Here is an 18,643-nt window from a genome sequence, read left to right as displayed (position 1 = left end):
TGTTTTATAGGTCCATCCATTCATGTTCGCTGCACGCCATCTGCGTCCGGATCATCAGTTCAAACCAGTTATTCGCAGTGCGTTGCTAAGCCTTGTCCTGATCGGTGCCGTTTGCCCGTTTGCCTTGGCCGTCGTGCCTGCGCAACTGGACTCTGTCGCGGTCCGTGCCTACAACATTCCCTCCGGGCCGCTGGGCGCAACTCTGTCGGGCTTTGCCGTGGACGCCGGCATTGCCCTGTCGTTCCAGCCATCGTTGACCGAAGGCTTGACCAGTCCTGCGTTGATCGGCAATTACTCCACGCAAGAGGCGGTCACTCGCCTGCTGGAGGGCAGTGGCCTGGACATGGTTTTGCGCAGCGACGGCAGCTACACACTGGTGCAGCGCCGGGTGACGCTGGATGAAACGGCAATCATCGGCACTGCCAGGCATACCGACACCCTGCCGCCGGTGTATGCCGGTGGGCAGGTTGCCAACGGCGGGCGTCTGGGCGTTCTGGGCAATACCGACGTGATGGATGCCCCCTTCAGCGTCAGCACCTACACCTCGGCGCTGATCAAGGACCAACAGGCCGTTACGGTCGGTGATGTGCTGGAACGCGATTCATCGGTGCGCTCCACTGGCCAGACAGGCGGGATTGTCGACTCGTTCTTCATCCGTGGCTTTCCTGTCGGTGAAGGCAACCTAGGGGAACTGGCGTTCGACGGCGTGTACGGCGTGGCTCCGAACTACCGGGTGTTCACCGAATACACCGAACGTATCGAACTGGTCAAAGGCCCCGGCGCCCTGCTCTATGGCATGTCACCCAACAGCGCGGTCGGAGGCATCATCAACGTGGTGCCCAAGCGCTCCCTGGAAGAGGATCTGACCCGTTTCACTGCCAGTTACGCCATGGATTCGCAACTCGGTGGTCACATCGACGTCAGTCGGCGCTTTGGTGAGGATCGCCGGTTCGGTGTGCGCATCAACGGCAGCACCCAGCTGGGCGACACGGTCATCGACGATCAATCGCGCCACGTCGATATTGGAGCCATTTCCCTCGATTATCAGGGTGAACGCCTGCGCACCAGCCTCGACTGGCTCAACCAGAAAGAACGCTTCGACGCCGCTTCGCGGCCGTTTTTGATCGCCTCGGGCGTAGACATTCCCTCCGCCGCCAATGGCCGAACCAACGTCAGCCAGAAATGGGGCTGGTCGCAAACCCGTGACCAATCTGCCCTGCTCAGCGGCGAATACGACCTCAGTGACACGCTGACTGTTTTCACCCATGCCGGTGGTGGCAAATCGAATGTTGCGCGGATGTCCGACCAGACCCCGACCATCATCAACGCCGCCGGCGACACCTCTTCAATCCCCGGCTATTACAAGTTCGACGTCGAGCGGTACACCCTCGACGCCGGTGCCCGCCTGCGCTTCGACACCGGGCCGATCAGTCACCGCACAGCCCTGCAAGTCAGCCGTTATCACGATGTGTTGTCCCGAGGAATCATTTCCAGTGCGCCGATTTTGTCGAACATTTACCACCCGGTTGATCGTCCGAAGCCTTTCATCCCCAAGCCGGATACGCCCAAAGTATCCGAGAGCGAACTGACCGGCGTGGCCCTGGCCGACACGCTGTCGGTTCTGGATGAACGCGTTCAGGTGACCTTGGGCGTGCGCAAACAGAACATCAAATCCGACAACTACAACGCGGCCGGGGTGGTCACCACGTCATACGACGACGGCAGAACCACACCGCTGTTTGGCGCGGTGATCAAACCCTGGGACCATGTTTCGTTTTACTACAACTACATCGAAGGCCTGAGCAAGGGTGACATCGCGCCTTCCACCGCATCGAACGCCGGCGAGATCTTTGCCCCTTACGTCTCCCGCCAGCACGAACTCGGGGTCAAGGCCGACTACGGCACTTTCACCTCCACCCTCGCCCTGTTTCAAATCACCAAACCCAGCGGCGAACTGGCCTCCGGGGTGTTTTCCGTGCAGGGCGAACAGCGCAACCGTGGGCTGGAGCTGAATGTGTTCGGCGAAGTCGCCCCAGGCACTCGACTGCTCGGTGGCGTGACCCTGCTCGATGCCGAATTGACCAAAACCGCTGCGGCCGCCAACCGCGGCAATAATCCGGTGGGGGTGCCGGAAGTTCAAGCCAATCTCTGGGCCGAATGGGACACCTCATGGGTTGAAGGCCTGACGTTGACCGGTGGTGCGATCCATACCGGTAGCCAGTACGTAAACCAGGCCAACACCCAGAAACTGGATGACTGGACCCGCTTTGATGTCGGCGTGCGCTACACCACTCGCATCGATGAACGACCGACCACGTTTCGCGCCACTGTGCAGAACGTGTTGGATCACGAGTACTGGTCAGGCGTTGCCTCTTATGGCGCGTTCTCCCAAGGCTCACCGCGCACCTTATTACTGTCGGCGACTGTCGATTTCTGAAACGTTCAGCCGGGCGACGGTGTGAGCCGTTGACCGATCTGACTTTTGCAAAGGCTTTGACCATGGTGACTTTTGATCGACGCAGCCACGCTTTCGCTGCGCTGCTACTGGCAGGACTGCTGGGCCTGGCACTTTTTTTCCTCGCTCCGCGCAACGTGCACGCCGCCGAAGTGGACTCGGCGCGCACCGAGGTGAGCGATCTGCTGGGGCGCAAGGTCAAGGTGCACTTGCCGGTCAGACGCGTCATTCTTGGTGAAGGCCGCCAGCTGTATCTGGTTGCCGCCCTCGACACACAAAACCCCATCGAACGCATCGTCGGTTGGCGCAAGGACCTGATCCAGTCGGATCCCGACACCTACAACGCATACCTGCGCAAATTCCCCGACATCGCCAGGATTCCCACCTTTGGCGGCTTTGAAGACGGCACCTTCGACATTGAGCAGGCAATTTCCCAGCGTCCGGACGTGATCATCCTCAATATCGAGGCGCAGCACGCCACCGAAGATGCCCGCTACATCGAAAAGCTCGACGCTCTGGGCATCCCGGTGGTGTACGTCGACTTTCGCAACAACCCGATCCAGAACACCGAGCCGACCATGCGCCTGTTTGGCCAACTGTTCGGCAAAGAGGAACGCGCCGAAGCCTTCATCGATTTCCGTAACCAGCAGATTCATCGCGTCACCGACATCATCGAGAAACAACACCCGCCCCGCCCCAGCGTGTTCATTGAGCGCATTGGCGGCTACACCGATGATTGCTGCCTGAGTTTCGGCAACGAGAACTTTGGCCTGTTCGTCGAGATGGCCGGTGGCAACAACATTGCCCGCCGCATCATTGCGACCACGTTCGGCCAGTTGAACCCCGAGCAAGTCATCGTTGCCAATCCTGCGCACGTAGTGGTCACCACCGCCAACTGGGAAGCTTTTGCCCCCGGCGGCCATTGGGTCGGCGTCGGTCCGGGCGCGGACATGACACAAGCCAGGAAAAAACTCGCCTGGTACACCCAGCGTCCGGCCTACTCCGGCATCAAGGCCCAGGACAATCAAGCCTTCCATGCCATCTGGCATCAGTTCTACAACAGTCCTTACCAATTCGTCGCCATTGCGCAATTGGCGAAATGGTTCCATCCGGAGCTGTTTGCCGATCTCGATCCGGACGCCTCATTCCGCGAGCTGCATGAGCGCTTCCTGCCGGTGCCGTATGAGTCGGGCTACTTTGTCAGCTTGCGTCAGCCTGAGGTTAAACCATGAGCTCGTTGACCGACGTCGTGGTCGTGCAGCGCGAAACCTATCGTCGCCTGGTGCTGCGTAAACGCCTGATCCTCGCCGGGCTGGTGATCCTGTTGATGTGCAGCGTGCTGCTCGATCTGGCCCTGGGCCCGGCGAGCTACAGCCTCAGCGAGGTACTCGGCGCATTGTTTTCGCCGGACAGCGCTTCACCGCAGGTACGCGTGGTGATGTGGGATATACGCTTGCCGGTGGCGTTAATGGCGGTTGCCGTTGGCGCGGCGTTGTCGCTGGCTGGCGCGCAGATGCAGACAATCCTCAACAACCCACTCGCCAGCCCGTTCACCCTGGGCATTTCCGCCGCCGCCAGCTTCGGCGCCGCGTTGGGGCTGGCATTCGGCGTCGCACTGTTCCCGCTGGCGGCGCAATTCATGGTGCCGCTGAACGCGTTCATCATGGCCATGCTGTCGGCGCTGCTGATCCACTTTCTGAGCATGCGTCGCGGCGTCACCGCCGAAACCATCGTGTTGCTCGGTATAGCGCTGGTGTTCACCTTCAATGCGCTGTTGGCGCTGGTGCAGTTCTTTGCCACCGAACAAGCCGTGGCCGCCGTGGTGTTCTGGACCATGGGCAGCCTGACCAAAGCTACGTGGCCGAAACTGGGGGTCATCTGCCTGGTGATCCTCATCACCCTGCCGATCTTCGCCAAACGTGCCTGGGCCCTGACCGCCCTGCGCCTGGGCGACGACAAGGCCGCCAGTTTCGGCATCAATGTGCGCAGCCTGCGTTTTCAGACACTGATCATGGTCAGTCTGCTCGCCTCGTTTCCAGTGGCCTTCGTCGGCACTATCGGTTTCATCGGGCTAGTCGGTCCACACATCGCCCGCATGCTGATCGGTGAAGACCAGCGGTTTTTCCTGCCCGCCTCCTTGCTGACCGGCTCGTTGATTCTGTCGGCCAGCTCCGTGGTCAGCAAAACCCTGATCCCCGGCGCGATATTCCCCATCGGCGTGGTCACGTCGCTGATCGGCGTACCGTTCTTCATATCTCTGATTCTCGGCGGGAAGAAAAACTCATGGTGAAGCTGCAGCTGGAGAATCTCGGTGCCCGCTACGGCCAGCGCGAGATCATTCGTGGTGTCTCGACGGCGACGTTTTTCGGCGGGCAGGTGGTCGCCGTAGTCGGGCCCAACGCGGCGGGCAAATCGACGCTGTTCAAGCGCATGGCCGGGCTGATCGACGGCCCCGGACAGGTGATCCTGCAAGAGTCGAAAAAAGGCCCAGCGGGCATCAGCTACATGCCCCAGGGTCTGAATGCCAGCGCCCGATTGACGGTGTATGAGTCGGTGCTGCTGGCGCGCAAGCAACTGACGCCGGGCTGGGTCGTTCACGATGATGAATTGAAACTGGTCGATGAGATTCTCGCGGCGCTGGGCATCACCGGATTGTCCTTTCGCAACCTCGGTGAACTCAGCGGCGGTCAGCAACAGTTGGTGTCCATCGCGCAAACCCTGGTGCGCGAACCGGAAATACTGCTGATGGACGAACCGACTAGTGCCCTCGACATGCATCGGCAGGTTCAGGTGCTGAACTTCATGCGCAGCCTGGCCCGAAAACGCGAAGTCATTGTGTTCATCGCCATCCACGACCTGAATCAGGCACTGCGTTTCGCCGATCAGGTTCTGGTAATTGCCGACGGCACCACGCAAGGCAGCGGCCCGAGTCACGAGGTGATTACCGAATTGATGCTGCGCAACGTTTATAAGGTTGAGGCCCGGATTGAGCAGTGCAGTCGTGGGCAACGGCATATCGTGATTGACGATATTGTTTGATGGCTGGCAATGATCGCCCCTACCTGTATAGGCAACGGACTAATCGCCGCGCCTGCATCGCCCATGACTGACTCAACTACGCTTTAAGGGAGGGTTGCAGGCTGTCATACCCGCAACCGGGAGGTCCCGTGAACAGTCACTGGTGGTGCCGCCTGCTCCTGCTAGTAATGCTGATCGGGTTACCGACGGGTTCGACGACGGCTGCAGGCAGTGTCGTGGTACTGACCGTCAACGATGCTATTGGTCCGGCCAGTGCCGACTACGTGGAGCGCGGCCTGGCGCGTGCGGTGACCGAGGGTGCGCAGTTGGTGGTCATCAGCCTCGACACCCCCGGCGGGCTGGACACCTCAATGCGTTTAATTATTAAGGCGATTCTGGCCAGTCCCTTGCCAGTGGCAAGTTTCGTCGCCCCTAGTGGCGCACGTGCGGCCAGCGCCGGCACCTATATTTTGTATGCCAGCCACATTGCCGCGATGACCCCGGGCACCAACCTGGGCGCTGCTACACCGGTGCAGATCGGCGGCCTGCCCGGGACCGCGCCCGAACCGCCGAGCCCACCCACCACCGACAAGAGTACTGCGCGTGAGTTGCAGGACACCTTGACTCGAAAACAGATCAACGATGCGGCGGCTTACATCCGTGGCCTTGCGCAACTACGCGGACGCAATGCCGACTGGGCCGAACAAGCGGTACGTGAATCGCTCAGCCTGTCGGCCCACGAAGCGCTCAAACTCAACGTGGTCGATTATGTGGCCAATGACGTGGCAGACCTGCTCAAGCAATTGAACGGCAAGAGCCTGAATGTCTCCGGTCAAACGTTGAGGCTGAGCACCGCCGGGGTTGCGCTCATCGACCATGCGCCTGATTGGCGCACACAACTGCTGGCGGTGATCACCAACCCCAGCGTGGCGTTGCTGCTGATTATGCTCGGGGTCTATGGCTTGATATTCGAGTTCATGAACCCTGGGTCGAGCGTTGGTGGGGTGCTAGGTGGCATCTGCCTGTTGCTGGGGCTGTATGCCCTGCAACTGTTGCCCGTGAATTACGCCGGGGTCGGACTGATTCTGCTAGGGATCGCCTTCATGATCGCCGAGGCGTTTCTACCGAGTTTCGGTGTAATCGGCTTCGGTGGGGTGGTTGCTTTTGTAGTTGGCGCAGTGATTTTGATGGACACCGATGTACCGGGCTTTGGCATTCCGTTGACGCTGATCATCGGCATGGCACTAATCAGCGCCCTGTTGCTTATGACTTTGGTCGGCATGGCGCTCAAGGCCAGACGCCGTGCCTTGGTCAGCGGCGATGCGGGCTTGGTCGGCAGTCAGGTCACGGTGACGGGGCTGCTGCCGGGTCTGCCTATGAGCGGCTGGGTGCAACTGCAGGGCGAAAAATGGCAAGTTCAGAGCTGCTCGCCCCTGCACCTGGGCCAACAGGTCCGGGTGGTGAGGCGCACGGGCGTGATGCTGGACGTCATTGCGCTGGATGAAACGTCACCGTCAGGAGGTTGATCCATGTTCGTCGAATTGGGTTTTGGCCAACTGCTACGACAGCGCAATCTGCTTCCGGATAAGCGAATTGCAGTTGCGTCGACTTCCCCAAGGAAACCTCGGCAACTGCAACTCAAACATCTGGACGGCGAGACTGCCCCACTAGCTGCCGAACGGCGGCATCGGTATATCGGCGGGCTGCAGGCCCAACAGTGTCATGTACTCATAGACGTGCTGATAGCCGGATTGAGACTCGTAGCTTGTGCAGTCGGATTGAGGTTTCCCACAGAGCCGCAGCTCCATGTTCGCGCTGCCCATTCCCCATTGCGTATAGTTCAGGTTGTTATTCACAACCTTGTCTATGCCGGAACAAACCATGTTCCTCGTGTGTTCATGAATGGGATCATCATAAAGGGTCAGGGAGTAATCGAGAGAAGTTGCGCACCACGCCATCGGAACAACATCCAGGGTGTTGTAGATGCGCAGCGCATTACCGGCCATTTGCTTATTGAAATAGCTGGCGAAAAAACCATCTCCCGCCGTGGGCGCAGCAAAGGTTTCACAGAAGAAGTTAAAGCCCGGAAATCTGTCTTTCAGATAAAGCGCGAGCACTGACATGAGCGCACCACCGAGGCTATGACCAACCAAACGGATGTTTGCTCCACTTTGCTGCGTCCCAAGAAAATCGCACAGTGTGCCCTGAGGACTGATAGTAGAGGCTGTGGTCAATATCGCCTGCACCCCGTCTGCAGTTCCCTGGGCAATACTCGCCGATCCCTGGCAGCCCGGGATTACGCTCTGCAACGGCACCATTGGAAAAATATCGAGATCGTCCACCTGATCCTTCAAAGAATCCGTGAGTGTCCCACTCGTCACCACGACGATGTCGTTCCCGCTTCTCCCGCCGGTCAGCACCACGGTGATGTGCGCCGCATACTCGCCATCCATTACCAGCGCGGGGCCCCAGGCTACGCCATAGCCGCCGCCTACCTTCGAGCCATTGAGACGCGTAAGAATATTGTCTTTAACCTGGCTCGGCTTCGGGTTCTGGATGTTTTTCCAGGACTGCGAATACAGCGCCGCATTATTGACCACGAAAGCATGTGTAAGACTGATTTGCCTTTGCACAAGTGTGTCTGGGGTAGTCATGACTGCTCCTTGTCTCAAAGAAAGTTTTCAAAGGACCCAACGAAAACCTATGGCAGCCGTCGATCCTTCTGGGCCAGCAAGACCGAGTTTAGACGCAGTTTTTGCAAGTGCGAGGGCGATGCTGTAGGCGCTGATGAAGAATTGACCCATCTGCCGAAAAAACGCTGACCCAAGCAGCCTTCAAGGCTACGGCCGTCTGTGCTGGGTATCTACCTATCCATGTTGGGGCAGTCTTGCCCCAGCAGGCAGGGCAACTCCGCAATAGCGCCAACACGCCATTGGCAGCCGTAACTTATTCACTGCAAGCGCATTCGTTTTATGTCCCTCTGCGGCGGTTCTCCGAACAGCCGGCTGTACTCGCGACTGAACTGCGACGAGCTTTCATAGCCCACCAATCCGCCCGCACTGCTTGCATCGATATTCTGACTCAGCATCAACTGTCGAGCCGCTTGCAGCCGTAATTGTTTCTGATACTGCAGTGGACTCATGCCTGTTACGGTGCGGAAATGCTGCCGAAAGGTAGACGGACTCATGTGTGCATTCGCCGCCAAGTCGTCCATGCGCAGCGCATGGCGAAAATTAAGCTTCAGCCAGGCAAGCGTCTTGGCGATGTGTTGACTGGGTGAGCCCGCGGCGACGACATGAAGCAACTGCGAACCGTGAGCACCGCTCAACAGGCGAGCGATGATCTCCTCCTTGATCAGTGGCGCGAGGGTTTCAAGCAGTTCAGGTTCGCTAAGTAGCCCGACCAAACGCCCCAGGGCATCAAGCACCCCGGCGTCCAGCGCCTGTACGGTGATTGGCCGGAATCCTTCATCCCTCATGCGCTGTGACAACTGCATGCGCTCGGCGAGCTGTATCACCGTAGCGCTGTCGAACGTGAGCATCATGCCCAGGAATGGTTGTGTGACGCTCGCCTGAGTCACATGTGAGATGACCGGCAGGTCAACGCTGGTAACCATGGACTGACCCGGCGCGTAACTAAGCACCTCCTCCCCCACCATGACTTGTTTGCAGCCTTGCAAGGTCACACCAATGCCCAGTCCGTAAATACAGTGCACAGGCGCAGTGGAAGACTTGCGTCGATGCAGGCTCAGGCCGGGAACGGCGGTGATCAGGTCGCCATCACTGCGCACAATCTGGCTGACGACGCCGGCGAGACGTGTTGTGTTGGTGGCAATTTGGTGACTTTTGGTAGCAGGCTGCACAGTGGTCTCCTTGAAAAAACGAGGTCTATAGCTGGTCACGAACGACACCGTTGCTGACACGAACAATGTCTGCCATGACCGCCAGAGCAATCTGCGCAGGAGTTTTGCTTACCGATACTGGCATTCATTCAGCAGCCCGTCATGGGCCTGGTACTGGCACATCGGCGAAGCCACGATACGGTTGCGCAGAGTGACGTCTTTCAGGGTATAGGGCGTGAAAAGAGAGGTCATCGTGCGGTCCACAGTATGAGGTGGCCCCAGCATCGGCTGATTGCCTGATTGACGCTGTTGCTTGCACGATTCAACGGGGTTTTGTAACGCCGGCTTGCCATAGCTAGATATTACAAAGTATTTCAGATCGCCTTAATGCCTAATCCAATGAAGCCACTCTACAGTCGATGAAAGATGTATTCGACGTACGGCCGATCATCCAGAGCAATACCCGCCGCCTGCAGTTGCTGCTGTAACTCCGGGTCATCGATTCTTATCTTCCGGTCGTGACTTGCCGGTGCCCTCATCCCGATGTCGTAATGATCAGCCGCCCTGCATGTGCCAGGCGCCATAGTTGGCCCTTGCTACACGGCCGGTAATGAATGAGATATTGACGAGAATCACGCATCATCGTGAGCAAGAGAGGACGACAGCTGACGGTAGGCGTCGGCCTGTGCCAGCAACGCATTGGCCTTGGCTTCGAAGGTCTGCACCGCATCAGCGCCAGCAGCGAAACGAACCGGTGGCTCGTCGAGCCCTGCCAGCTGCACAATCGCGTCAGCTAGCTTGGCAGGATCACCACCCTGCTTACCGCTCATGCCACTCCAGGCCGTGACGGTCTCTCGCGTCCGCTGGGCATAATCGTCGATGGAGGGTGGTGCGAAAGTGGTGGAATCGGCCGTCAGCAGTTCTGTGCGGAAGAACCCGGGCTCGACCAACATCGTGCGAATGCCGAAGGATTCAATCTCTGGCGTGAGCGACTCGATCCATCCTTCGAGGCCGAATTTCGCCGCCGCATAGGCCGTACAGAACATGCCGCCAGCGATACCCGCCGTAGAGGAAATGGTCAGCAACAGACCGGAGCGCTGCTTGCGCATCGCCGGTAATGCAGCACGAGCGACATTCATCGGACCGAACAACAGCGTTTCGATCTGGCTGCGCACCTGTTCCGGGCTGAGCTCTTCGAAGAAGCCCGCATAGAAGTTACCCGCGTTGTTGACCAGTACATCAATCCGTCCGAACTTGCCGATAGTGGCCTCGACGGCGTCTTGGGCGTCATCGGGACGGGTGACATCAAGCTTGATGGCCAGCAAGTCTTCATGTTCACCGATTGCCGCCAGCACTTTCCCGGCATCACGGCCGGTGGCAACGACGGCATGTCCGGCAGCGAGTGCCGCTCTGGCGATGTCTACACCCAGTCCACGGCCAGCACCGGTGATGAACCAAACTTTTTTCTCAGTCATGTGATTGTTCCTTTTCTAACGAGTGCCTATTGTGTCGAGTCTCTCCTTTTGGTTGCTGCATCAATCGGCGTATTCATTGCCTAAAATGACGAATATTGTGTCAGTTCAACCCTCTTCGCTCTGACCTCCAGCAGCAGTTCTTCACGGCTCGTGAAGGAGCTCAGGCGATAACTAGCTCTTTCATTGCCTGATTCAATCACCGATTCAAGAACTTCAAGCGTCTTGGTCGTGATGCTCAGCTCATCCATCAAATTGGGCAATCATTGAAGCGGATCGTGCATTCGATCCAGGAAGTACGGCGCTACAGTTGGCAAACGCCCGGAACACGGTCGCACTGATTCATGGAGAGCTGTCCCACTATGAGCGCCCTCAACATCAATGGCCGTGACTACACGGTTGACGTAGACCCTGGCACCCCGATTCTCTGGACTTTGCGCGACACGCTGGGCATGACCGGCACCAAGTTTGGCTGCGGAGCAGTCCTGTGTGGCGCTTGTACTATTCACCTTGATGGGCAGGCCATTCGTTCCTGCATCACGCCTGTCGCGGCCGCCGAGGGCAGGAAGATCACCACCATCGAAGCAGCGACCAATGGCAGTGACCCAGTGGGCACAGCCGTACACGAGGCATGGGTCAAACACGACGTAGCGCAATGCGGCTATTGCCAGAGCGGGCAGATCATGAGCGCGACGGCTTTCCTCAAGGCTCAACCCAAGGGCAAGCAGCCAACGGCGGCCGAGATCGACTCGGCCATGGCTGGCAACATCTGTCGCTGCGGCACTTACGCTCGTATCCGCGCGGCGGTGGCTGACGCCGCCAAAGTCCTTGCTTGACTGGAGTTTTCCATGTTCAACGACGCCTATCCAGACGAGCTCCCTCGCGTATTGCAACACATGCTCGAACGCAACCAGATCGACGGTCCCACCACGCTCCCCCGCCGCAGCTTCCTGAAAATCCTTGGTGTCGGCGGCCTGGCATTGGGGGCATTTCCTCACTTGGCCCTGGCGCAACAGCCTGGCGACAACCGCGCAGAAACTCTCAAGCCGAGTCAGCAACCCTCGGCATTCGTACAGATAGCGCCGAATGGGGAAGTAACAGTAACCATCAACCGGCTGGAGTTCGGTCAGGGCGTGCAGACTGGCCTACCGATGATCCTCGCCGAAGAGCTTGATGCCGACTGGAGCCTCGTGCGCAGCCGCAACGGCACTAGCGACATCGCCTACCAGGACCCACTCTTCGGCATGCACCTCACCGGCGGCTCCAATTCGATCAAGAACAGCTATACCCAGTACCGCGAACTGGGTGCCCGCGCTCGCGCCATGCTGCTCGCGGCGGCGGCCGCGCGCTGGAATGTGGATGTGGCCAACCTGAGTACGGAATCTGGAATGGTGCTCGGCCCCGCGGGCCGCAAAGCGAGCTATGGCGAACTGTCGGAGGCCGCCATGGCGCTGCCTGTGCCCGAAACGATCACGCTCAAGGACCCCAAAGACTTCCGAATTATTGGCCATGCCACCACCCGCATCGATGCCAAGGCCAAGAGCAGTGGCCAGCAGGATTTCGGTATCGACATGAAACTACCGGGGCAACTAACGGCCGTGGTGGCCAGACCGCCAGTATTCGGTGCCAAAATTGCGTCTTTGGATGACAGTGCTGCACGTGCCATCAAAGGCGTGAAAGCGGTGCTGCGTGTACCGCTCGATGGGGGGGCTGAAGGCGTAACCGTCGTTGCTGACGGTTACTGGCTAGCCAAACAAGGGCGTGATGCACTCAAGCTGCAATGGGATACGACGACTGTCGAAAAAGTCGATAGCGAGAAGCAGTTGGCCGACTACCGGGAGCTGGCGGGTCGTCCTGGTCCACGGCTCTTCGAGGCGGACATGGCGCCACTGGAAACGGCACCTCATCGATTGGAAGCCGAGTTCGTGTTTCCTTACCTGGCCCATGCGCCAATGGAACCGTTGAACTGTACCGTCAAACTGTCCGAAGAACGCTGCGAACTATGGGTGGGTACCCAGTTTCCCGGGGCTGACAGCGCGGCAGCCGCACGTGTACTGAACCTTACGCCCGAGCAAATTCAAATTAATGTACAGACCGCTGGCGGCGGCTTTGGCCGGCGTGGCATAGCCACCAGCGACATTGTGGTGCTGGCATGCGAGGTGGCCAAGGCCGCGCGAATGGCCGGTTTAAATGTACCGGTGCGCACCCTATGGAGCCGCGAGGACGATATCAAAGGCGGCTACTACCGCCCTATGCACCTGCATCGCGCTCGTATCGGTTTTGACGATACCGGCAAGGTGCTGGCCTGGGACCACGTTGTGGTAGGACAGTCCATCATCAGTGGCACCATGTTCGGGGGACGGGTGAAAAACGGCATAGACCCCACGGCAACCGAAGGTATGCGCGATCCCTATCCACTGCCGATGCGCCTGACGGTGCATCACCCGAAACTCAACGTGCCGGTGTTGTGGTGGCGCAGTGTGGGCTCCACCCACACAGCCTTCGTGATGGAGACGGTGATCGATGAGGTCGCCCGAACAACCAAACAGGATCCTGTGGCTTACAGGATGAAACTTTTTGCCGATCGAAGTCCGCGTCATCGCGCTGCGTTGCAACTGGCGGTGGACAAGAGCGAGTACGGCAAACGCGAGCTGCCTGCTGGTCGAGCCTGGGGCGTTGCGGTACATGAGTCGTTCAGTTCGGTAGTGGCTTACGTCGTGGAAGCTTCGGTGCAGAACGATCGTCCGGTACTGCACCATGTGACCGCCGGCGTCCACTGCAACCTGGTCGTCAACCCGCGCAGCGTTGAGGCCCAAGTACAAGGTGCCGCCCTTATGGGGCTGTCAATGTGCTTGCCGGGCGGTGCCATCACCCTGAAAGACGGCGTCGTGCAACAGAGTAATTTTGCAGACTTCAGCGTTCCGCGCATCACCGATATGCCGGAATTTTCCATCCATGTCGTGCCAAGCGCCGAGCCTCCCACAGGGATGGGTGAACCCGGCCTTCCACCGCTGGCCCCCGCATTTGCAAACGCGGTCGCACGCCTCACGGGTAGATCGGTGCGTGAGCTGCCCTTCAAGCTGACGTGACAGAGCCGGGTGGACTGACGGTCAAGAACCTTAATCAGCCAGAGGCCCATCCACTTGGGAAAGCCTTTGGCAATAGGACCCGGATCGACGAGTCCGGACATACGGACTCGTCGTCCTCTCGGCTAACAAGAATTCACTCAGAATCCCCGTTTCGGTCGCTCAGCACATTACAGGCTCGGCTTTCGGTATTGGCTGCCTGATCGGCTATGCACCGGGCCCATCCATCCAGCGTAAAACCATGGCAAACGGTGAAGTGGGCGCGGCACAGGCCGGAATGAAAACGGGCGCCTTAACAGGCGCCCGTTATGTTGTAGCGGATTGTATTACCGACATCGGGTACATCGACGTCGAACCGGGGAAGATCAGCAAAAGAATTTCGTATACCCTAGCGCTATCTCACTCCAAATGACCGCCGCCGTGAACCTACCCAAACTCAACGCACCCGATCTTGGTAACACGCCTTCGACTTCGGAAATCATCACCCGCCATCTGCGGGATGCGATTGTCGCCGGGCATTTTGCCGAGGATGAGCCGATCCGCCAGGACGACATCGCCCGCCAGTTCAATGTCAGCAAGATCCCGGTGCGTGAAGCCCTCAAGCGGCTGGAGGCCGAAGGGTTGGTGATGTTCCAGCGCAATCGCGGGGCGATGGTCACGCGGGTTTCCGATGCGGAACTGGCGCAGATGTTCGAAGTGCGGATGTTGCTGGAGGACAAGATTCTGCGCCTGGCCATTCCGAACATGACCGAAGAGACCTTCGCCCGTGCCGAGCGCATCTGTCAGGAGTTCATCGGCGAGGACGACGTGGGGCGCTGGGCCGAGCTCAACTGGGAGCTGCATTCCTGCCTGTACGAGCCGGCGCAGCGACCGTTTCTGGTGAGTCTGATCCGTTCGGTCAACGACAAGCTGGAGCGTTATCTACGCATGCAGATGAGCTTGTCGGCCGGTAAGGAACGGGCCGATCACGAACACCGCGAGATCCTGGCGGCCTGCCGCGCCGGGGATGTGGACCTGGCGGTGAAGCTTCTGGACGAGCACATTGCCGGCGTCTGCACGACCCTGTTCGAGCACCTGCCCCACACCCACTGACAGCTGCGGATGCTGTGCCGATTTCGTCATCGACACAGACTAAATCCATCAAGCCGACACCTCGCCGCACGGGCCACTCTTGCGTTCACTCAACCGAATGGACGTGGCCCTCCCATGAAACGCATCTCTGTGATCGACTCCCACACCGGCGGCGAACCGACCCGCCTGGTGACCGCCGGCTTTCCTGAGCTGGGTACTGGCAGCATGGCCGAACGGCGCAAGGTATTAGCCGAACAGCATGATCAATGGCGCGCCGCCTGTATGCTGGAACCACGGGGCAGTGACGTGCTGGTGGGCGCCCTGCTCTGCACGCCGGTGGACCCTGATGCCTGTGCCGGGGTGATTTTCTTCAACAACACAGGTTATCTGGGCATGTGCGGCCACGGCACCATCGGCCTGGTGGCGTCGTTGGCGCACCTGGGCAAGATCGGCCCCGGCGTGCACAGCATCGAAACGCCGGTGGGCACGGTGCAGGCAACCCTGCACGAAGACCATTCGGTGAGCGTGCGCAACGTGCCGGCCTACCGTTATCGCAAGGCGCTGGCGGTGCAGGTGCCGGGCATCGGCCAAGTGGTCGGTGATATCGCTTGGGGCGGCAACTGGTTTTTCCTGATCGCCGAGCATGGCCTGCGGGTGGCCGGCGACAACCTCGAAGCGCTGACCGCTTACACCTTCGCCGTGCAGCAAGCACTGGAAGCCCAAGGCATTCGCGGTGAAGACGGCGGCTTGATCGATCACGTCGAGTTGTTCGCCGATGACGATCACGCCGACAGCCGCAACTTCGTGCTCTGCCCCGGCAAAGCCTATGACCGTTCGCCCTGCGGCACCGGCACCAGTGCCAAACTGGCATGCCTGGCCGCCGACGACAAGTTGCAACCGGGGCAGATCTGGCGCCAGGCCAGCGTCATCGGCAGCGAGTTCGAGGGTTCCTACGAACTGCAGGGTGAGCGCATCGTGCCGACCATTCGTGGTCGCGCGTTCATCAGTGCCGAGGCGAGCCTGATCATCGAACAGGACGACCCGTTCGCCTGGGGCATTCGTCCATGAACGAGGGCCAGGTGGCCGATGTGATCGTGATCGGCGCCGGCATTATCGGCGCCGCCTGTGCCCAGGCGCTGGCCCGTCGCGGCTTGCAGGTGCTGGTGCTGGACGCCGGCCTGCACGGCGCCACGGCCGCCGGCATGGGTCACTTGCTGGTACTCGACGACAACCCCGCCGAACTGGCCCTGAGTCAATATTCGTTGCAGCGCTGGCGCGAACTGGGCGCGGACCTGCCCGACAGCTGTGCCTACCGCTGCAACGGCACGCTGTGGCTGGCGGCCAATGCCGAAGAAATGGCGGTGGCCCACAGCAAATTCCTGAACCTGCAAGCCCAGGGCGTGGCTTGTGAACTGATCGGCGCCAGTGCCCTGCGCCAGCGCGAACCGGAACTGAGCGAAGGACTGGAAGGCGGCTTGCTGATCAATGGCGACGGCATTCTATACGCTCCGGCGACGGCCGGATGGATGCTCGAAACACCGAACATCCGCCAGCGCCGGGCACGGGTCAGTGCGGTCGATGGCTACCGCGTCTGCCTCGATGATGGTCACTGGTTGAGTGCCGATGCCGTGGTGTTGGCCAACGGTATTCAAGCCAACGAGCTGTGCCCGGAATTGCCCATCGAGCCGAAAAAAGGCCACTTGCTGATCACTGACCGCTACCCCGGCAGCGTCACCCATACGCTGGTGGAACTGGGTTACGTCACCAGTGCCCACAACGCCACGGGGCCGTCGACCGCCTGCAATATCCAGCCGCGCCCCACCGGGCAACTGTTCATCGGCGCCTCGCGGCAATTCGGCACCACCGACCCGCAGGTCGAAGGCTGGATGCTCGCGAAAATGCTCAAGCGTGCCGCCGAGTACATGCCGGGGCTGGCCCGGCTCAATGGCATCCGTGCCTGGACCGGTTTTCGCGCCGCCAGCCCCGACGGCTTGCCGCTGGTGGGCCAACATCCACAACGTCAAGGCTTGTGGCTGGCAGTCGGTCACGAAGGACTGGGCGTAACCACCGCCCCCGGCACCGCCGATTTACTGGTGGCGCAACTGTTCAACGAAACCCCGCCACTGGTCGCACAACCTTATCTGCCCCAGCGGTTTCTCGGAGAACCGGTCTATGCCTGAATTGTTGCTGGACGGCCACGCCCTGAAGGTCGCCGAAGGCACCAGCGTCGCCGCTGCCCTGGCGTTGGCCAGTGACGGCTGCACGCGCACCTCAGTCAGCGGTCAGCGCCGTGCGCCGCTGTGCGGCATGGGCATTTGTCAGGAATGCCGGGTGACCATCGATGGCCGGCGTCGCCTGGCTTGCCAGACCCTGTGCCGTGACGGCATGCAGGTGGAGACTCGCCCATGATTGAATACGCTGATCTGTTGATCATTGGCGCTGGCCCTGCCGGGCTGAGCGCAGCCCTTGCCGCCGCCCCCAGCGGCGCCCGCATTGTCATGCTCGACGACAACCCGCTGCCGGGCGGGCAAATCTGGCGCGACGGACCTCAAGCCAACGTGCCCGGTCAGGCCCGGCGCCTGCGCGAGCGTCTGGCGTCGTGCAACAACATCCGCCATCACGCCGGTACTCGAGTGATCGCCGCCCCCGGCGCGAAACAACTGCTGGTGGAAGATGACGACCATGGCTGGTTGATCAGCTACGACAAACTGATTCTGTGCACCGGCGCCCGTGAATTGCTGCTGCCCTTCCCCGGCTGGACCCTGCCGGGTGTCACCGGTGCGGGTGGTTTGCAGGCGCTGATCAAGGCCGGTTTGCCGGTGCAGAACGAGCGCGTGGTGATCGCCGGCAGCGGCCCGCTGTTACTGGCCAGTGCCGCCACCGCCAAACAGCATGGCGCGCAAGTGCAACGCATCGCCGAACAAGCCAGCCGCAGCGCCGTCGCCGGTTTCGCCGCGCAACTGCCGCGCTGGCCCGGCAAATGGCTGCAATCGTTCAGCCTGTTCGACCACCATTACCGCACCGCCACCCACGTATTGGCCGCGCTCGGCACCGACCGAGTGGAAGGCGTGCGGCTGCAACAACAAGGCAACATCGTCGAACTGGAATGTGATCGGCTTGCCTGTGGATTCGGGTTGATTCCGAATATCCAGTTGGGTCAGGCATTGGGTTGCGCCATTGAAGATCAAGCCATCGCAGTGGATGACTGGCAGGCCAGTAGCCGCGCCGATCACTATGCGGCAGGCGAATGCACCGGCTTCGGCGGCAGCGAACTGGCCTTGGTGGAAGGCGCGATTGCCGGGCACGCTGCGGTCGGCAATCTGGAAGCCGCCAGGCAATTGTGGCCGCGCCGGGCGCGCTGGCAGGGTTTCGCCAAGGCGCTGAACAGCGCGTTCGCCCTCGACCCGCGACTCAAGTCCCTGGCCCAACCCGACACCCTGGTTTGCCGCTGCGAAGACGTACCCTACGCGGCATTGACCGGTCACTCTGACTGGCGCGAAGCGAAACTCGCCAGTCGCTGCGGCATGGGCGCCTGCCAAGGCCGTGTGTGTGGTGGCGCAGTGCAGCATTTGTTTGGTTGGCAGCCCTCAGCACCGCGCCCACCCTTCAGCCCGGCGCGGATCGAAACCTTGATGTCCCTGGACGATACCCCGCCAGCGTGATGACCACGCCGGGGGTTTCGGCCACGCTGCCGAGTCTC

At 60.2% G+C, this 18,643-nt stretch carries 15 protein-coding genes and 1 pseudogene; 12 read left to right on the top strand and 4 right to left on the bottom strand.

Features of this window, described 5'->3' with window-relative positions; genetic code table 11:
• The first annotated feature begins 22 nt into the window (after positions 1 to 22).
• From AB4Z35_RS13475 to AB4Z35_RS13455, 5 genes are all read left to right on the top strand, one after another.
• Positions 23 to 2,437 (top strand): TonB-dependent siderophore receptor, encoded by a 2,415-nt coding sequence (locus AB4Z35_RS13475; RefSeq protein ID WP_442097549.1) that lies wholly within the window; start codon positions 23 to 25, stop codon positions 2,435 to 2,437.
• 62 nt (positions 2,438 to 2,499) lie between these two features.
• On the top strand, positions 2,500 to 3,687 hold the full coding sequence (locus tag AB4Z35_RS13470; RefSeq protein ID WP_442097547.1) for an ABC transporter substrate-binding protein: 1,188 nt from the start codon (positions 2,500 to 2,502) through the stop codon (positions 3,685 to 3,687).
• A complete protein-coding gene (locus AB4Z35_RS13465; RefSeq protein WP_007994325.1) occupies positions 3,684 to 4,745 on the top strand; it encodes a FecCD family ABC transporter permease in 1,062 nt (353 codons plus the stop codon). The genes AB4Z35_RS13470 and AB4Z35_RS13465 overlap by 4 nt, the downstream gene beginning before the upstream one ends.
• Positions 4,739 to 5,494, top strand: coding sequence for an ABC transporter ATP-binding protein (locus AB4Z35_RS13460; RefSeq protein WP_442097545.1), 756 nt, complete (start codon positions 4,739 to 4,741; stop codon positions 5,492 to 5,494). The genes AB4Z35_RS13465 and AB4Z35_RS13460 overlap by 7 nt, the downstream gene beginning before the upstream one ends.
• A gap of 128 nt (positions 5,495 to 5,622) precedes the next feature.
• Complete coding sequence (locus AB4Z35_RS13455; RefSeq protein WP_442097543.1) at positions 5,623 to 6,999, top strand: NfeD family protein; 1,377 nt, start codon at positions 5,623 to 5,625, stop codon at positions 6,997 to 6,999.
• 141 nt (positions 7,000 to 7,140) lie between these two features.
• Here AB4Z35_RS13455 and AB4Z35_RS13450 read toward each other — a convergent pair whose 3' ends face one another.
• From AB4Z35_RS13450 to AB4Z35_RS13435, 4 genes and pseudogenes are all read right to left on the bottom strand, one after another.
• Positions 7,141 to 8,127 carry a lipase family protein gene (locus AB4Z35_RS13450; protein ID WP_442097541.1) on the bottom strand — a complete coding sequence of 329 codons (987 nt, stop codon included), beginning with the start codon at positions 8,125 to 8,127 and terminating at the stop codon, positions 7,141 to 7,143.
• Between the two features lie 296 nt (positions 8,128 to 8,423).
• Positions 8,424 to 9,335, bottom strand: coding sequence for an AraC family transcriptional regulator N-terminal domain-containing protein (locus tag AB4Z35_RS13445; RefSeq protein ID WP_442097584.1), 912 nt, complete (start codon positions 9,333 to 9,335; stop codon positions 8,424 to 8,426).
• A gap of 123 nt (positions 9,336 to 9,458) precedes the next feature.
• Positions 9,459 to 9,566 (bottom strand): annotated as a pseudogene (locus AB4Z35_RS13440) (oxidoreductase); the annotation flags it as partial.
• A gap of 380 nt (positions 9,567 to 9,946) precedes the next feature.
• A complete protein-coding gene (locus AB4Z35_RS13435) occupies positions 9,947 to 10,789 on the bottom strand; it encodes an SDR family oxidoreductase (RefSeq protein WP_442097539.1) in 843 nt (280 codons plus the stop codon).
• Between the two features lie 359 nt (positions 10,790 to 11,148).
• Here AB4Z35_RS13435 and AB4Z35_RS13430 point away from each other — a divergent pair, with 359 nt between their 5' ends.
• The 7 genes from AB4Z35_RS13430 (at position 11,149) to AB4Z35_RS13400 (ending at position 18,605) form a co-directional block, all read left to right on the top strand.
• Positions 11,149 to 11,622 carry a (2Fe-2S)-binding protein gene (locus AB4Z35_RS13430; RefSeq protein ID WP_442097538.1) on the top strand — a complete coding sequence of 158 codons (474 nt, stop codon included), beginning with the start codon at positions 11,149 to 11,151 and terminating at the stop codon, positions 11,620 to 11,622.
• Between the two features lie 12 nt (positions 11,623 to 11,634).
• Positions 11,635 to 13,875, top strand: a complete 2,241-nt coding sequence (locus AB4Z35_RS13425) for a molybdopterin cofactor-binding domain-containing protein (RefSeq protein WP_442097537.1) — start codon at positions 11,635 to 11,637, stop codon at positions 13,873 to 13,875.
• Between the two features lie 417 nt (positions 13,876 to 14,292).
• Positions 14,293 to 14,964, top strand: coding sequence for a GntR family transcriptional regulator (locus AB4Z35_RS13420; protein WP_033051988.1), 672 nt, complete (start codon positions 14,293 to 14,295; stop codon positions 14,962 to 14,964).
• 114 nt (positions 14,965 to 15,078) lie between these two features.
• Entirely contained in the window at positions 15,079 to 16,011 is a 933-nt protein-coding gene (locus AB4Z35_RS13415) for a 4-hydroxyproline epimerase (RefSeq protein ID WP_442097535.1), read from the top strand.
• Complete coding sequence (locus tag AB4Z35_RS13410; protein WP_442097533.1) at positions 16,008 to 17,123, top strand: NAD(P)/FAD-dependent oxidoreductase; 1,116 nt, start codon at positions 16,008 to 16,010, stop codon at positions 17,121 to 17,123. The genes AB4Z35_RS13415 and AB4Z35_RS13410 overlap by 4 nt, the downstream gene beginning before the upstream one ends.
• Positions 17,116 to 17,352, top strand: coding sequence for a 2Fe-2S iron-sulfur cluster-binding protein (locus tag AB4Z35_RS13405; RefSeq protein WP_007994312.1), 237 nt, complete (start codon positions 17,116 to 17,118; stop codon positions 17,350 to 17,352). Before AB4Z35_RS13410 ends, AB4Z35_RS13405 begins: the two co-directional genes overlap by 8 nt.
• Positions 17,349 to 18,605 (top strand): FAD-dependent oxidoreductase, encoded by a 1,257-nt coding sequence (locus tag AB4Z35_RS13400; protein WP_442097532.1) that lies wholly within the window; start codon positions 17,349 to 17,351, stop codon positions 18,603 to 18,605. The genes AB4Z35_RS13405 and AB4Z35_RS13400 overlap by 4 nt, the downstream gene beginning before the upstream one ends.
• Positions 18,606 to 18,643: the final 38 nt, after the last annotated feature.

Source organism: Pseudomonas sp. KB_15, from assembly GCF_052114525.1.
Lineage (GTDB): Bacteria > Pseudomonadota > Gammaproteobacteria > Pseudomonadales > Pseudomonadaceae > Aquipseudomonas.
This window is presented reverse-complemented; position numbering and strand designations above follow the sequence as displayed.

What these genes read in the sequence shown, in the direction of transcription:
- AB4Z35_RS13475 (WP_442097549.1), top strand. Translation starts at nt 23, where the DNA reads ATGTTCGCTGCACGCCATCTGCGTCCGGATCATCAGTTCAAACCAGTT.
- AB4Z35_RS13470 (WP_442097547.1), top strand. Translation starts at nt 2,500, where the DNA reads ATGGTGACTTTTGATCGACGCAGCCACGCTTTCGCTGCGCTGCTACTG.
- AB4Z35_RS13465 (WP_007994325.1), top strand. Translation starts at nt 3,684, where the DNA reads ATGAGCTCGTTGACCGACGTCGTGGTCGTGCAGCGCGAAACCTATCGT.
- AB4Z35_RS13460 (WP_442097545.1), top strand. Translation starts at nt 4,739, where the DNA reads ATGGTGAAGCTGCAGCTGGAGAATCTCGGTGCCCGCTACGGCCAGCGC.
- AB4Z35_RS13450 (WP_442097541.1), bottom strand. Translation starts at nt 8,127, where the DNA reads ATGACTACCCCAGACACACTTGTGCAAAGGCAAATCAGTCTTACACAT.
- AB4Z35_RS13435 (WP_442097539.1), bottom strand. Translation starts at nt 10,789, where the DNA reads ATGACTGAGAAAAAAGTTTGGTTCATCACCGGTGCTGGCCGTGGACTG.
- AB4Z35_RS13430 (WP_442097538.1), top strand. Translation starts at nt 11,149, where the DNA reads ATGAGCGCCCTCAACATCAATGGCCGTGACTACACGGTTGACGTAGAC.
- AB4Z35_RS13425 (WP_442097537.1), top strand. Translation starts at nt 11,635, where the DNA reads ATGTTCAACGACGCCTATCCAGACGAGCTCCCTCGCGTATTGCAACAC.
- AB4Z35_RS13415 (WP_442097535.1), top strand. Translation starts at nt 15,079, where the DNA reads ATGAAACGCATCTCTGTGATCGACTCCCACACCGGCGGCGAACCGACC.
- AB4Z35_RS13410 (WP_442097533.1), top strand. Translation starts at nt 16,008, where the DNA reads ATGAACGAGGGCCAGGTGGCCGATGTGATCGTGATCGGCGCCGGCATT.
- AB4Z35_RS13405 (WP_007994312.1), top strand. Translation starts at nt 17,116, where the DNA reads ATGCCTGAATTGTTGCTGGACGGCCACGCCCTGAAGGTCGCCGAAGGC.
- AB4Z35_RS13400 (WP_442097532.1), top strand. Translation starts at nt 17,349, where the DNA reads ATGATTGAATACGCTGATCTGTTGATCATTGGCGCTGGCCCTGCCGGG.